Raw genomic sequence first — 14911 nt, forward strand, 5'->3', positions numbered from 1 at the left:
AGAACTCTTTTTTATAAACTCTCAAGAATTTATTTCTTGAGAGTTTTTTTATAAAAAAATGTAAGGATATCGTTTGTGTTACGACACTACTACAGAAGTAACTTCTTAAACACAATCATCATGGGTGCCATATGGTTTTTTGAGGATGCCAATCTATTCAAAGTGTTATGCCCTCATAAATTCAAAAATTATAAAAAAGACCACGACTTCGATGCGTATCGAAAGAACGATTATATCTATTTTGAGCAAGACTCTGCCAACAAAATTTACCTCATTGAGAAAGGAAAGGTGAAAATTGGATATTATGGCGAAGATGGAAATGAAGTAGTTAAAGCTATTCTAACACGAGGAGAAATTTTTGGCGAAAAAGCAATTCTTGGCGTAAACAAAAGAACTGAATTTGCCCAATCTGTTGATAATACCACTTCAATTTGCCCTATCGGAGTAGAAACAATGCATGGATTAATGAGAGAAAATCAGTCTTTCAGTCTTCGTATTTACAAATTTATCGGATTGCGTTTTCGGAAACTGGAAAGAAGACTCCAACTGCTTCTTTTTAAGGATACCAAAACCAGATTATTAGAATTTTTAAACGAACTCAAAGAAGATTATGGCCATTGTTGCCCGGATACCGGTGATATGGTGATCGAACATCCTTATACACAGAAAGATATCGCTAATCTAATAGGGACTTCAAGACCTACTCTTAATATCATTCTTAATGAGTTGAAAGAATTAAATATCATCGATTTCAGTCGTAAGGAAATTCGATTGAAAAGTGTGGCGTAATGTTAGCCACCTAACATTTTAAGATGTTCATTGTCAATAATTTTATGGTCTAATAATCATAAAAAAACAAAAGCAATGTTCAAAAAATTAATGTTAGGGGTTTTGGCAATCGGGCTTATTGCTGCCTCTTGTGACGACGACGATGATAATGTTCCGGTGGTAAACGCCGGAGAGATTTCTGGGGGACCTTTTGAGTTTGATGTAGATGGTGAAGCGGATATGGTGACCGGGATTACCTTAAACGCCACGAATGCAATAGGAGAAAATAGTACTTGGATTGTTACCGACGACGCAGGGATGATTCTGGGATTACCTCCTACAATCGAGGCTGTAGAAGGTGTGAATTTTGATGATGCTGGTGCAGGTACCTGTTTGATCTGGTATGCTAGATATAATGGTATGGTTACTGGTTTAGAAATGGGGATGAATGCTAATGATGTTGAAGGTGAATTTGATTTATCGAATTCTATAACAGTATTGCGTAACCAGGTTGCAAATGCAGGTAGTATCGCTGGTGGACCATTTGAGTTTGATGTGGACGGGGAACCTGATATGGTAACTGGAATTACTTTGGATGATACCAACGCCTTTGGTGAGAACAGTACTTGGATTGTTACAGATGATCAAGGGATGATTCTTGGATTGCCGGAAACGTTAGCAGCAGTAGAAGGTGTGAATTTTGATGATGCTGGGGCAGGTACATGTTTAATCTGGTATGCTCGATACAATGGTATGGTTACTGGTTTAGAAATGGGAATGAATGCTAATGATGTAACAGGCGAATTCGATTTGTCTAATGCGATCACAGTAGTAAGAAATCAAGTGGTAAACGCTGGGAAAATTACCGGTGGACCTTTTACCACAACCGTAGATGGGACTCCGGATATGGTATCTGGTATAGAATTAGATGATACCAATGCCTTTGGTACCAATAGCACATGGGTGATTACTGATGACGCGTTGAATATCCTCGGGTTACCACCAACCTTGGCAGATGTAGAAAATGTTAATTTTGATGATGCTGGACCTGGTACTTGTTTGATCTGGTATTTGAGATATGAAGACGGTTTACAGGGATTGGCAATGGGTATGAATGCAGGAGATCTACAAGGTGATTTTGATTTGTCAAATTCTATAGAGGTAGTTCGTGAATGCGGAATGACCGAAGCAGGAACGCTTTCTGGTGGGCCTTTTACATTTACTGTAGACGGAACTCCTGATATGGTATCAGGTATCATGCTAGATGCTACCGGAGCTTCGGGAACAAATAGTTCATGGATCATCACAGACGATCAAGGTATGATTCTTGGTTTACCGGAAACATTAGCACAAGTAGAAGGGGTAGACTTTGATGAAGCTGGTGTTGGAGTTTGTTTGATTTGGTACATACGTTACGAAGCAGGGCTGAAAGGACTTGAAATGGGAATGAATGCAAACGAACTTGAGGGATGTTTCGACCTGTCCAATTCGATTACAGTAAATAGAGAATAAACACACATAAAGATAATACTTTCGAACTCCTTAGAGATTTCAAATTCTATTTTAGAATTTTTGCCAAGATAGTTCGTTGTTTTTTTGTTAGTTTTAAAGCGCAATCTAAGATTGCGCTTTATTGATTAAAATAGGTTGATCTAAAGAGGTTTTATATAAAATGGATATGAAAGGAAAATTGAATAAAAAAAATGTTTCGAATTTAGTTTTTGCTATTTTTTTGATTCTGTTTTTTATCCCAAATACTCGAGGGATGATGCAGATATTTTTAACCAGAATTTTTTCTTTCAGTCCTGGTATCGTACAGGTCGAAGAACGTGCAGAGGTGGCTTCATTTAACTGGAAATTGCACGGAGTCAATACAGAGTCTATAAACTTTGATACTGCAGAAGGAAAAGTTGTGTTGATCAACTTTTGGGCTACTTGGTGTCCTCCTTGTATTGCAGAGATGCCTTCTTTGCAGAAATTGTACAATGATTATAAGGATGAGGTGGTTTTCTTATTTGTTACCACAGATGATGATCCTGAACTAAATAAATTTATGAAAAATAAAAAGTACTATTTCCCGATATACAGATCTCTTTCATCACGTCCAAAACCATTAGTAAATAATCCAATACCACAAACCTATCTTATAGATAAAAAAGGTAATATTGTTATCGATAAAAGCAATGCTGCTAATTGGAACAGTGATAAAGTGAGAGAAACAATCGATAAGTTATTGGCTGAGCGATAATCTATCGTAGTTGCTTATTTTTTAAAGTATTTAAAAGGAACGACTAACATCCCAAAACATTCTCCTTCTTCCTTGAATCGATTTTTGTGATGAATTTTATGAGCTCGCCTTACGCCTTTAGCATACCAATGATTTGCATTTCTGAACATCTTGAAACGTTGATGGATAAAAATGTCATGCACTACAAAATAGGCAATACCATAAGCCAAAATTCCTAAGCCAATAGGAATACCTAGCCAATATGTTTCTGAATCGTGAAACAAAATGTTAGACATGCTTACTACAGCATAAAAAACAAAGAAAAGATCATTTCGCTCCCACCAGCTGTCATGATCTTTATGATGATGATCTTTATGCAAAACCCATAAAAAACCATGCATTACATATTTATGCGTGAACCAAGCCATAAACTCCATGATCGAAAATGTACCAAAAAAAACCAGTATTTGAATAAATAATTTCACAGTTCGAATGTTTTTACAAAAATACGTTTAAATTAAATTTAATCGGTAATCAAAATACGATTTGGCCAACAAACCAAGTTTTTGATAGTTGGGTACTCGTATACGGGTGTTTTTAATTTCTAACGACGGAGTTTTCTTAAGTTTATTCAATAATTTTCTGTAATAAATAAAAGCAGTATAGACGCCAAATTTTGCTTCAACAGGAAGCTTTAAAATGCCTTTTAATCCTTTTTCAAAGTCTTCTTCAATTTCTTGAATGATTTTCAATTTTGAAGCTTCATCCAATTGTCTTAAATCTGTATTCGGGAAGTACGTTCTGTTTAGCTCTTCAAAATCAGCTTTAAGGTCTCGTAAGAAATTTACTTTTTGAAAAGCAGAACCCAGGTGCATAGCACTATCTTTAAGATCATTGTATTTCTTTTCATCACCATTTACAAATACTTTTAGGCACATAAGACCAACCACATCTGCAGAACCATAGATGTATTCTTTATATTCTGCATCGGTGAGATAATCTGTTTTATGAAGATCTAATCGCATACTTTTCATAAATGCTTCATAAAGCTCTGGTTGTATGTTATATTGATGCACTGTTTTTTGAAAAGCGTTCAAAATGGGATTCAGGCTTATTTTGTTTTCAATAGCCTTATACATCTCTTTCTCAAAGTCATTAAAAAGAACCTCTTTGTCATATTCATGAAAAGTATCCACAATTTCATCAGCAAATCTCACAAAGCCATAGATATTGTAAATATCTTGTCGTATGGATTCAGATAACATTTTGGATGCTAAAGAGAATGAAGTACTATAAGAATTGGTTACGATTTTACTGCAATCATAAGATACATTATCAAAAATAGCTTTCATAAGAATGAGTTTAAGAAGGTTCTAAGTTTACGTATTGTTATGTTGGTTGTAGTTCTTTTGTCTGCTTGTATTGCTTTTGAATCAATCCAGCTACCAATTTTCCTGAAATCAATGATGGCGGTACTCCAGGTCCAGGCACGGTAAGCTGCCCGGTAAAAAATAGGTTGTCAACTTTCTTACTTTTTAACTTGGGCCTTAAGAATGCTGTTTGTAGCAACGTATTGGCCATTCCGTATGCATTTCCTTTGTAAGAATTATACTCTTTAATGAAATCTTTTACACAAAAGCTTTCTTTAAAGATAATACTATTTTTAACATTTTGATTGGTAAGTGCCTCAAAACGAGTCATAATTTTTTCAAAATACTCCGCTCTAAGCTCCTCTGTGTCTTCTATTCCCGGCGCTAAGGGAATTAAGAAAAAACCATTTTCTTTTCCTTCTGGGGCAGTACCAGGATCCGTAACAGAGGTAAAATTGGCATAAAAAAGAGGTTCTTCAGGCCACTTAGGGTCATCATAAATATCTTTGGCGTGCGCATTGAAATCAGTATCAAAAAATAGATTATGATGATGAATATTGTTAAGTTTTTTGTTGAACCCTACGTAAAAGAGTAGAGAAGAAGGAGCAAAAGTCTTTTTGTCCCAATATTTTTCTGAATATTGTCTGTATTCAGGATCTAACAAAGATTCTCCATGATGATAGTCGGCACCACATAATACAATATCAGCGGTTATCAATTCTGAATTTACTACGATTCCCTTAGTTTTGCTTCCTTCAACAGTGATTTTTTCAACTTCGGCATCTGTATAAAAATCTACTCCAAGAGACTCGGCTAATCGTTTCATTCCCAAGATAACCTGATACATTCCTCCTTTGGGGTGCCAAGTGCCTAGTCCAAAATCTGCATAGTTCATAAAACTGTAAAAAGCTGGAGTATCGCTTGGCTTAGCTCCTAAGAAGAGAACAGGAAATTCAAGGATTTGTATTAATTTTTTATTAGTAAATTCTTTCTTTACTTCTTTGGAAATTGTGCTAAAAAATTGACTTACTCTTAGAATAGTCTCCTTGGTTACTAATTCTAAAGGGGATACACCTGGGCGATATACCAGATTTTTGATGGCGATATCATAATTTCTTCTGGCGGTATCTATAAACTTTTTCAGCTTGACCGAACTTCCTTTTTCCTCATTTTCAAAAGCAGCATAGATCTTTTCCAATGTATCTTCTATGATTATGCTTTCATGATTTTCAAAAAAAACTTTGTAAGCAGGATTTAGTTTTTCTAAAGTATAATACTCAGATACTTGGCGCCCAAAGTCGTTGAAGAAACTTTCGAATACATCAGGCATCCAATACCAGGAAGGCCCTATATCAAAAGTAAATCCCTCTTTTTTTAATTGTCTGGCTCTACCTCCAACTGTAGCATTTTTTTCATAAATAGCTACATCATATCCCATTTGTGCAAGGTAGCATGATGCGGATAGGGAAGAAAACCCTGAGCCAATAATTACGACTTTTTTAGACATGTAATAGTAGTGATATTAAAGTTCGGTTAATAAAGCGCTAATGGAGTCAAAATAGCGATGATTAGGAGCACTGCTCTTAGAAATGTGCATAATTTGCTTACCTAACATCCAAAACTCGCTTTCCCTTTCCTTGCAAATCATTTCATTAAAACTTTGAACATATTTTGATATTTGATCCTTTTCGGGTTTGATAGTGAAATAGGATACAAATACAGTGTTCTCATGAAATGTAAGCATATTTGGAAGGCTATCTAGAGGAATACTTGGACCTAGATAGATGGCTTTGTAACCATGTAGCAGGATTTCGTAATTAATATATAATAAGCCTAATTCATGTATTTCATTTTCCGGTAAAAACAGAATAAAGGCTTTCTCCTTTTTTGTCGGTTTAGAATATTGAAGCTTTTCAATATTCAGTAAGAGCTTTTGTTTAATTAGATTAGTTACAAAATGCTCATGAGCCGGACTGATAGTGTCCGTTTGCCAAAGCAGACCAATCTCTTTTAGCAAAGGAATAAATACATCAGTAAATATTTGTCTGAAATTTCGTCGGCTTTCCAATTGCTCATATGTGCCTAGAAATAGTTCAAGATCAAAATTGAGCATGGCGATCTTGAACGAATTGATAGCTTGATTTTTTGTGCTGTTATCAGAGACTATACTCCTTACATATTCATTAATTTCCTGTTCATTCAATTTGGATATACGGGAGATTTTGTAGCCACTATTTACTAGATAAGTTACATTAAGTAGTTTCTGTAAGCTCTTTAAATTGTAGGTTCTTATGTTAGTCTCAGTACGATCGGGAGAGAGTAAATTGTATCTTTTTTCCCAAATACGTATCGTGTGAGCCTTTACCCCACAAAGGTTTTCAAGATCCTTGATACTGAATGTTTGTTTAATATTGTTCACCTTTTCTAAAAAATAGTTAAACAAACTTACTTAAAAGATTTCATATTCTTTTTCATTATTTGTTAAAAATGTAGATATTTTTGTTAAAATACCAGAATATTCTACGATTTCTGGAGAACAACTTTTGTGTTATTTTAACAAATCAAAACAAGAAAAACCATAACTGGAGGTTTGATGTTTTTTTAATAAAACTTTTTATTTTTTGATTTTTATCAGTGAAAAGGTGCTTTTTTTACGTTTTTTCTAGAAAATTGAAGCATAGTGTAACTCACTACATAATTTTGTATATTTAACAGTAACAATAAATATTAACTGAGTTTTAAGACTCTTAAAAACTATAACCATTTGCAAAATAAATTAATGTATATGAGAAAAATAGTTGTGTTTTGTGCGAGCTTAGTTTTTTTAGCTTCCTGTAAATCAAAGGAAAATTCTAATAGCGATGTAGATTCTAATGCTTCAGGACAAGAATTAAAGGTGTTTAAAGGTAAAGTGGTAGATGATAAAAGAAAAAGCGTGGAATATGCTGCTGTAAAGCTTTATCTGGATGATGATGATTGTATGAGTGCCTATACTGATGCCGAAGGTCGTTTTGAATTCTCTGTAGACGAATTACGATTAAAGGATCAAAGTCATTTTGAAATTGTCTACAAAGGATATTCGATAAATATGTTGTCTTTACGGAATTTTAAGGAAAATCAGTCGATCAAATTAAGTAAAAAAGGAGATGTTATTCCTACAGCAGAATATCATGTTTTTTACGAAGAAATCAAGAACTGCAATAATTAATAGAAATCCGTTACGTTTTCGATTCGTTTTTTAAGATTTCAACTTTGGTAGTTAAGTGCCCAGAGCGGGAGTCGAACCCGCACGCCCTAATGGACACATGGCCCTCAACCATGCCTGTCTACCAATTCCAGCATCTGGGCAGTAATTTTTAGCAGAACAATATACTATAAAACTAAAAAAGTATCGTACTATATACGATACTTTTTAGTGACCAGGCTGGGGCTCGAACCCAGGACCCTCTCCTTAAAAGGGAGATGCTCTACCAACTGAGCTACCTGGTCATTTGTTGTTTTTTCTAGTATTTTACAGAACTATTCTTTGTGACTTGGCTGGGGCTCGAACCCAGGACCCTCTCCTTAAAAGGGAGATGCTCTACCAACTGAGCTACCAAGTCATAGCATTAGACTATTTCCTGAATGCGGGTGCAAATATACTATCATTAATTTATTTTTCAAGAAGAAATTAATATAAATTTGCTTTTTGTTTAAAATGATTTTTTTTTTCACCAATTAATAGGGCTATGATTTTAGTTTTAATAGGATACATGGGGAGTGGAAAATCCCTGATAGGCAATACGCTAGCCGAGAAAATAGGGTATGATTATTTAGATTTGGATGCGTATATCGAAGAACAAGAAAAAAAAACAATAAAAGATATTTTTCAGGACCATGGAGAGATATATTTTAGAAAAAAGGAAACAATTTATCTCAAAGAGATACTTGCCAATTTTGAAAATACTGTGCTTGCTTTAGGAGGAGGGACTCCTTGTTTTGCCGGAAACCTAGAATTCATTCAGCAAAAAAGTAACGCAACTACAGTGTATCTGCAGACATCTCTAGATGAGCTAACACAAAGATTGTATGCAGAAAAAGAAAAAAGACCTCTAATCGCACATCTAGAAAGTCATGAGGCGTTAAAAGATTTTATTCGAAAACATCTTTTTGAACGATCTTTTTATTATAATCAGTCCACCCATAAGGTAAACACAGATCAAAAACATCCAGAAGAAATTAGCAAAGAGATTCAGGCAGTTTTACTTTAAAATAGCAGAGTCTTCTTCGCCAAAAATGATTTCTACATGCTCATGTAGAGAAGTCGAAAGAGAAATTCCTTTGAAATCAGCTTTTATTGGATATTTTTTATGATTTCGATTTACTAGCACAGCTGTCTTGAATCGGGTAAGTGGTACATCCAAAAAGTGTTTTACCCCATACATTAAGGCCGTTCCAGAATTCAATACATCATCAATAAGCACAAGAGATTTACCTTGATATTCTTTTGTAGAAAGAGAGGTGTTAACTGTATTTGTTGGATTTTTCTTATCCATAGTCACTTTGCAAAGAATAACGGTTAATTCCGAGATATCTTCCAGTATCTCTTTAATTCTTTCGGCAAAAACATATCCGTTTTGAGCGATTCCAGCAATAACAATTTCTTTTTCATTGACATTTGTTTCGTAGATCTGATACGCAATCCTTTTTATTTTATGCTGTATTTGCTCGTGGGTAAGAATGATGTTATTTTCAGTATTCATAAATAATCTTGTTGAATATGATTGATGGGGTAAAGATAGACAATTGCTCCCAATGTTAAAGGAGTCTTTGGTCTATGAAGAACAGATATTACCTTATTCTTCTTCTGAATCTGAAGACTGATGGTCATCCGTATCAATAAACCAATCATCGATATCTCTTCGGTCTTTTTTGGTTGGACGCCCGGTTCCTTTTTTTCGGTAATAATCTTTGGAATATTTTAAAAGGTCTAATTTTTGCAACGCTTCGGTTGGAGTGATGTCTTTACGGTAGATATCAACCAATTTTGCGCCGATACGGCTATCAGGGGTGTCTAAAACAACGAGTTCGTAGTTTATTTGGTTTTTTCTGACAGAAATTTTATCCATTGGGTAGATTTCTCTAGAGGGTTTGATAAGATCTCCATTAACTCTTATCTTTCCTTCTTTACAGGCTTTTGTGGCGATACTTCTCGTTTTGAAGTATCGAATACACCATAAATATTTATCAACTCGCATAAAAAGTGTTTAAAATGCGTTTTATATTAAAAAATTGTAAAACAAAAGTACAAGAAAATCGTATCTTGCGCCTTCAAAAAAGTAATTCGATGAATATTAACAAATATGTTTTTGCTACCATTTTTGCTTTGGTAGCTTTATTCGCTTGTAATAATGATGATGATGATCCAGGATTAGAGACCATTCCTATTCGGGATAGAGCAGAACAGCAAGCAAATGAAGATCCCATCATAAGAAGGTATTTGGAAACACATTTCTTTAGATTAATTGATAATCCGTTTAACCCAGATTACCAAATTGTAGAGTTAGATACCATAGCCGGTGCCAATAGTGGAGAACAAGCAATTATTGATTCAGAGTTTTTGGAAACAAGAACAATAACCAGAGAAGACCCTGTTACTGAAGAAAATATTGATTACACTTTGTATATTTTGAATTTACGAAATGGAGCACCTACAGAAAGACAACCTCAATTTGCAGATTCGGCATTGGTGACCTTTAGGGGAGAACAGTTTTATGAAAATCTTGATATGGACGGTGATGGTATTCCGGATGCGGCAGATGTGGATGCTGATGGAGATAATGTTGCTGATGAACTAGATGGAGAAACAAGAACAGATCGAGATAATGATGGTATTGCAGATGATAGTGATGCTGATGATGATGGTACTCCGGGTACTGATCCAGGCAAAGTAGATTCTGATGGAGATGGTATCATCGATGAAAATGATCCTGTGGATAACAATGATCCTAACCGAAGAGTTTTTGATAATGCAGTAACTCCTGTATGGTTCGATTTAGTTGGAGTGATTGACGGGTTTAGAGAAGCTACTACAGGTTTTAGTGGAGCTTCTGGAAGTATGGTCAATGGAGATGGTACAGTAGATTTTACTGATGATTTCGGTAATTTTACAGTGTTTATCCCTTCCGGATTAGCTTACTTTGAGAATCCACCTCTTGGAACAGGAATAGGAGCTTACAAAGCGTTAATTTTTAATATACAATTGTATGCTATTAATGAATCTGATCACGATAGAGATGGGATTCCTTCATATTTGGAAGATTTAGATAATGACAGATTGGTATTGGATGCAGATGATAATACCGATGGAGATAATGCTGCAAACTATTTGGATACCGACGATGATGGTGATGGGACTCAAACTAGAGACGAAATTACGGTAAATGATGCCAACGGAGATGGATTTATTAGTTTGGATGAAATTACTTTTTATGATGATGATGGTGATGGAATCGAAAACCATCTTGATCCAGATGATAGAGATTCGAAAAATGACTAAATAAAAAAACTCCGGTATGAAACATACCGGAGTTTTTTTTATAATTTAAGGCTCTTATAAGTCCAGAGAAAGCGCTAATATGAATTGATCAGGTCTAGAGTCAACACGAATGCTTTCGTCGATAGATTGTGCTCTATTTCGGCTTAATCCTCTTTCATATCGTACATCTGCGTTTAGCCTTCCTAATTGAACGCCAGCTCCAAATTGAACCCCAACGGTAAATTCATTTTTTACATCTCCTAGTCGTACATCTTCCAGTTCGTTATCTACTATAAATTGCAATGCTGGTCCTCCAAATACATGAATTGGACCTAAGATACGTGTTCCAAGTAAAATGGGTAAATCTATTTTTTTGATGTCGTAGTCCAGGCTTCTTCCATCCAGTTCATAGGTACTATTGTTTACCGTATATTGTAATTCTGGTCGCAAATAAAGGTTTTCGGTTAGATTTCCTCTTAAAAAAACACCAAAGTGGTATCCAACCCTATCATCCGCTCTTTCTGATAATACGTTGCTACCAGCATCGGCGAGATCTGAAATCTCAATTTTTCCATTGTCTCCGTAGTTAAGTCCAGCTTTTACACCAAAAGTAATTCCTTTTTGTTGTGCGGAAACCGTACAGATAGTGAATAACATTAAAAAAACAAGTGCATTTTTCATTGTGAATAAGTTTTAATTAATAATTGAATGATGATGTGAATTGGCTGGTATTGGTTAAACGATTTTAATAATTGGTTTATTCTATGATCAAAAAGTTTGCCATAAAACAGTAATCTGATGAATGTTTTTTCAAAAGCTGTTTTAAATGAAATGTCTTTATAAGAAAACCGCCTTTTGAACATTGTCAAAAGGCGGTTAGTTTTTAGGTATATAAAAATATTATTTTCTTTTGATAACCTTGTGTACAGCTTTGCTGATTGCATCGGCGTTAAGGCCGTATTTTTCCATAAGTTGATCAGGAGTACCGCTTTCTCCAAAAGTATCATTGGTGGCGATAAATTCTTGTGGTGTAGGGTGTTGTTGCGACAATACTCTAGCGACGCTTTCTCCCAATCCACCAAGGTGATTATGCTCTTCTGCGGTAACCATGCATCCTGTTTTCTTTACAGAATTTAATATAGCTTCATCATCAAGAGGTTTGATGGTATGGATATTAATTACTTCAGCACTAATACCTTCTTCATGCAGGCTTTCTGCTGCTTGTAGTGCTTCCCAAACCAAATGTCCGGTAGCCACAATGGTCACATCTGTACCTTCTTGCAAGGTTACTGCTTTACCAATTTCAAACTTCTGATCTTCTGCGGTAAAGTTTGCTACTTTTGGTCTTCCAAAACGTAAGTAAACAGGTCCTTGATGATCAGCTATAGCTATAGTAGCCGCTTTTGTTTGGTTGTAATCACAAGTATTGATTACCGTCATACCTGGCAACATTTTCATCAAACCGATATCTTCAAGAATCTGGTGTGTAGCACCGTCTTCTCCTAGTGTTAAACCAGCATGAGAAGCACATATTTTTACATTCTTACCACTGTAGGCAATAGATTGACGAATTTGGTCATAAACTCTACCTGTAGAAAAATTTGCAAAAGTTCCTGTAAATGGAATCTTGCCACCAACAGTTAATCCAGCTGCGATCCCCATCATATTGGCTTCTGCAATTCCAACTTGAAAAAAACGTTCTGGGTTATTAGCTATAAAAGCATCCATTTTAAGAGATCCTATCAAGTCAGCACATAGCGCAACAACATTTTCGTTGGTCTTGCCCAATTCTTCCAAACCTGCTCCAAAACCTGAACGTGTATCCTTTTTTCCTGTATCTATATATTTTTTCATCTGTTTATTTAATTTGGATGTATTAGTAATCGCCTAGAGTTTCAGGATTTTGAGCCAATCCGATTTCTAATTGTTCATCATTTGGAGCTTTTCCATGCCAAGCATGAGTATGCATCATAAAATCAACACCATTACCCATTACTGTGTAAAGAAGTACGCAAACCGGTTTTCCTTTACCTGTTCTTTCTTTAGCTTCATTTAGACCATCAATTACGGCAGTCATATTATTACCTTCTTTGATTTCCAAAACATCCCATCCAAATGCTTCGAACTTAGCTTTTAGACTTCCCATAGGTAATACATCATCTGTAGATCCGTCGATTTGTTGTCCATTAAGGTCTACAGTAGCGATAAGGTTGTCAACTTTTTTGGCAGAAGCGTACATGATCGCTTCCCAGTTTTGGCCTTCTTGTAGTTCACCGTCTCCGTGTAAACTAAACACCAAATGTTGATCATTGTTTAATCTTTTGGCTTCGGCTGCACCTATGGCAACAGACATTCCTTGACCTAGTGATCCCGAGGCGATACGTATACCAGGTAGGCCTTCGTGTGTTGTTGGATGACCTTGTAGTCTACTGTCGATAAGTCTAAAAGTGTTCAATTCTTCAACAGGGAAGTATCCACTTCTTGCTAATACACTGTAGTACACCGGTGAAATGTGTCCGTTAGATAGGAAGAACAGATCTTCTCCTATTCCGTCCATATCAAAATCATCTTTTCTTTCCATGATTTCTTGATACAGAGCTACAAAAAATTCGGTACATCCTAAAGAACCTCCTGGGTGACCTGAATTTACCTTATGCACCTGACGTAGAATATCTCTACGGACCTGTGTTGCAAAATCTTCTAGTTGTTTTGTTTTAGGCATTATAATGCTGATTTCTTGATAATAAAGCCCCAAAAATAAAGGTTTTGAATACGGCTACAAAATGTATACCTAGCTTTTAATTAAGAATTCGATGTTAATAACGAAAAGTTTTCGAAAACCAAGAGTTACGGATATGATTTTAGTTAGTTATCTTTGCGCTCTACGAAAATGAAAATATGCAATTTGACCTTTTATCCAAAGACCTTCAAAGCAAAGCGAGAGCGGGAAAAATAACTACTGATCATGGAGTTATAGAAACTCCAATTTTTATGCCTGTCGGTACTGTAGCTTCTGTAAAAGGAGTTCATCAGCGAGAGCTCAAAAATGATATCAATCCAGATATCATATTAGGGAATACCTATCACCTGTATTTACGTCCACAAACTCCTATTTTGGAAAAAGCTGGAGGATTGCACAAGTTTATGAACTGGGATAGAAATATCTTAACAGATAGTGGGGGGTATCAGGTGTATTCGCTATCCGCTAATCGAAAGATTAAAGAAGAAGGAGTAAAGTTTAAATCCCATATTGACGGATCTTATCATGTCTTCACTCCAGAAAATGTAATGGAGATCCAACGTACCATTGGAGCAGATATTATCATGGCTTTTGATGAATGTACGCCATACCCTTGTGATTACCAGTATGCAAAGCGCAGTATGCACATGACGCATCGATGGTTAGATCGCTGTATGCAACATTTAGAAAAAATTCCGGTTAAATATGGATATGATCAGGCTTTTTTTCCGATCGTACAGGGAAGTACCTATAAGGATCTGAGAAAACAGTCTGCAGAATATATAGCAAATGCTGGAGCCGTAGGAAATGCAATTGGAGGTTTGTCGGTAGGAGAACCCGCCGAAGAGATGTATGCAATGACCGAGGTGGTCACCGATATATTGCCAGAAGATAAGCCCAGATATTTGATGGGAGTAGGAACTCCGATTAATATTTTAGAAAATATAGCCTTGGGAGTAGATATGTTCGACTGTGTGATGCCCACTCGTAATGGGCGTAACGGAATGTTGTTTACAGCTCATGGAACCATAAATATAAAGAACAAAAAGTGGGAAGATGATTTCTCACCAATTGATGAAATGGGAATAACATTTGTTGATACAGAATATTCGAAAGCGTATTTACGTCACTTGTTTACGGTTAACGAAATGTTAGGTAGACAGATTGCTACCATACATAATTTAGGATTTTATTTATGGTTGGTTAGAGAGGCAAGAAAACATATCTTAGCGGGAGATTTTTATTCCTGGAAAAATATGATGGTAAAACAAATGGATAAAAGATTATAG

The 14911-nt window shown here is 35.6% G+C and carries 16 protein-coding genes and 3 tRNA genes; 7 read left to right on the forward strand and 12 right to left on the reverse strand.

What is annotated here, in order from left to right; all coding sequences use genetic code 11:
* Window positions 1–120 precede the first annotated feature (120 nt).
* The 3 genes from ACXAGJ_RS19140 to ACXAGJ_RS19150 all read left to right on the forward strand — a co-directional run bounded on the left by ACXAGJ_RS19140 (window position 121) and on the right by ACXAGJ_RS19150 (window position 3016).
* Window positions 121–789 (forward strand): Crp/Fnr family transcriptional regulator, encoded by a 669-nt coding sequence (locus ACXAGJ_RS19140; RefSeq protein ID WP_474842058.1) that lies wholly within the window; start codon window positions 121–123, stop codon window positions 787–789.
* A 75-nt stretch (window positions 790–864) separates the two neighbouring features.
* Window positions 865–2280, forward strand: a complete 1416-nt coding sequence (locus ACXAGJ_RS19145; protein ID WP_474842060.1) for a hypothetical protein — start codon at window positions 865–867, stop codon at window positions 2278–2280.
* A gap of 253 nt (window positions 2281–2533) precedes the next feature.
* Window positions 2534–3016 carry a TlpA family protein disulfide reductase gene (locus ACXAGJ_RS19150; RefSeq protein ID WP_474842062.1) on the forward strand — a complete coding sequence of 161 codons (483 nt, stop codon included), beginning with the start codon at window positions 2534–2536 and terminating at the stop codon, window positions 3014–3016.
* 14 nt (window positions 3017–3030) lie between these two features.
* Here ACXAGJ_RS19150 and ACXAGJ_RS19155 read toward each other — a convergent pair whose 3' ends face one another.
* The 4 genes from ACXAGJ_RS19155 to ACXAGJ_RS19170 all read right to left on the reverse strand — a co-directional run bounded on the left by ACXAGJ_RS19155 (window position 3031) and on the right by ACXAGJ_RS19170 (window position 6784).
* Window positions 3031–3432 (reverse strand): sterol desaturase family protein, encoded by a 402-nt coding sequence (locus tag ACXAGJ_RS19155; RefSeq protein ID WP_139241931.1) that lies wholly within the window; start codon window positions 3430–3432, stop codon window positions 3031–3033.
* Between the two features lie 75 nt (window positions 3433–3507).
* A complete protein-coding gene (locus ACXAGJ_RS19160; RefSeq protein WP_474842064.1) occupies window positions 3508–4347 on the reverse strand; it encodes a phytoene/squalene synthase family protein in 840 nt (279 codons plus the stop codon).
* Between the two features lie 37 nt (window positions 4348–4384).
* Window positions 4385–5872, reverse strand: a complete 1488-nt coding sequence (locus ACXAGJ_RS19165; protein ID WP_474842066.1) for a phytoene desaturase family protein — start codon at window positions 5870–5872, stop codon at window positions 4385–4387.
* Between the two features lie 15 nt (window positions 5873–5887).
* Window positions 5888–6784, reverse strand: coding sequence for a MerR family transcriptional regulator (locus ACXAGJ_RS19170; RefSeq protein ID WP_474842067.1), 897 nt, complete (start codon window positions 6782–6784; stop codon window positions 5888–5890).
* A gap of 366 nt (window positions 6785–7150) precedes the next feature.
* Between ACXAGJ_RS19170 and ACXAGJ_RS19175 the strand changes: the two genes are divergently transcribed.
* The gene (locus ACXAGJ_RS19175) at window positions 7151–7573 is read left to right on the forward strand and encodes a lipocalin-like domain-containing protein (protein ID WP_474842069.1); all 423 of its coding nucleotides are present in this window, start codon (window positions 7151–7153) and stop codon (window positions 7571–7573) included.
* 56 nt (window positions 7574–7629) lie between these two features.
* On the opposite strand, the gene ACXAGJ_RS19180 is transcribed toward ACXAGJ_RS19175, so the two are convergent.
* The 3 genes from ACXAGJ_RS19180 to ACXAGJ_RS19190 form a co-directional block, all read right to left on the reverse strand.
* Window positions 7630–7713: transfer RNA gene (locus ACXAGJ_RS19180), tRNA-Leu, on the reverse strand.
* 68 nt (window positions 7714–7781) lie between these two features.
* Window positions 7782–7854, reverse strand: a tRNA-Lys gene (locus tag ACXAGJ_RS19185).
* Window positions 7855–7894: 40 nt separating this feature from the next.
* A tRNA-Lys gene (locus tag ACXAGJ_RS19190) sits at window positions 7895–7967 on the reverse strand.
* A 126-nt stretch (window positions 7968–8093) separates the two neighbouring features.
* On the opposite strand from ACXAGJ_RS19190, the gene ACXAGJ_RS19195 reads away from it, so the two are divergent.
* A complete protein-coding gene (locus tag ACXAGJ_RS19195) occupies window positions 8094–8615 on the forward strand; it encodes a shikimate kinase (protein WP_474842071.1) in 522 nt (173 codons plus the stop codon).
* On the opposite strand, the gene ACXAGJ_RS19200 is transcribed toward ACXAGJ_RS19195, so the two are convergent.
* The gene (locus tag ACXAGJ_RS19200) at window positions 8607–9107 is read right to left on the reverse strand and encodes a phosphoribosyltransferase family protein (protein WP_474842073.1); all 501 of its coding nucleotides are present in this window, start codon (window positions 9105–9107) and stop codon (window positions 8607–8609) included. The genes ACXAGJ_RS19195 and ACXAGJ_RS19200 overlap by 9 nt on opposite strands.
* 93 nt (window positions 9108–9200) lie before the next feature.
* Window positions 9201–9602 (reverse strand): RNA-binding S4 domain-containing protein, encoded by a 402-nt coding sequence (locus ACXAGJ_RS19205; protein ID WP_073315141.1) that lies wholly within the window; start codon window positions 9600–9602, stop codon window positions 9201–9203.
* An 89-nt stretch (window positions 9603–9691) separates the two neighbouring features.
* Between ACXAGJ_RS19205 and ACXAGJ_RS19210 the strand changes: the two genes are divergently transcribed.
* Window positions 9692–10903, forward strand: a complete 1212-nt coding sequence (locus ACXAGJ_RS19210) for an FKBP-type peptidyl-prolyl cis-trans isomerase (RefSeq protein WP_474842075.1) — start codon at window positions 9692–9694, stop codon at window positions 10901–10903.
* A gap of 54 nt (window positions 10904–10957) precedes the next feature.
* On the opposite strand, the gene ACXAGJ_RS19215 is transcribed toward ACXAGJ_RS19210, so the two are convergent.
* The 3 genes from ACXAGJ_RS19215 to ACXAGJ_RS19225 all read right to left on the reverse strand — a co-directional run bounded on the left by ACXAGJ_RS19215 (window position 10958) and on the right by ACXAGJ_RS19225 (window position 13604).
* Complete coding sequence (locus ACXAGJ_RS19215) at window positions 10958–11563, reverse strand: outer membrane beta-barrel protein (RefSeq protein WP_473285968.1); 606 nt, start codon at window positions 11561–11563, stop codon at window positions 10958–10960.
* 219 nt (window positions 11564–11782) lie between these two features.
* Entirely contained in the window at window positions 11783–12736 is a 954-nt protein-coding gene (locus tag ACXAGJ_RS19220) for a transketolase family protein (RefSeq protein ID WP_474842077.1), read from the reverse strand.
* Window positions 12737–12758: 22 nt separating this feature from the next.
* Window positions 12759–13604 (reverse strand): transketolase, encoded by an 846-nt coding sequence (locus tag ACXAGJ_RS19225; protein ID WP_474842079.1) that lies wholly within the window; start codon window positions 13602–13604, stop codon window positions 12759–12761.
* A gap of 176 nt (window positions 13605–13780) precedes the next feature.
* Between ACXAGJ_RS19225 and tgt the strand changes: the two genes are divergently transcribed.
* Entirely contained in the window at window positions 13781–14911 is a 1131-nt protein-coding gene (gene tgt / locus ACXAGJ_RS19230) for a tRNA guanosine(34) transglycosylase Tgt (RefSeq protein ID WP_474842081.1), read from the forward strand.

The sequence above is a fragment of the Aquimarina sp. AWH4_224 genome (assembly GCF_056160245.1).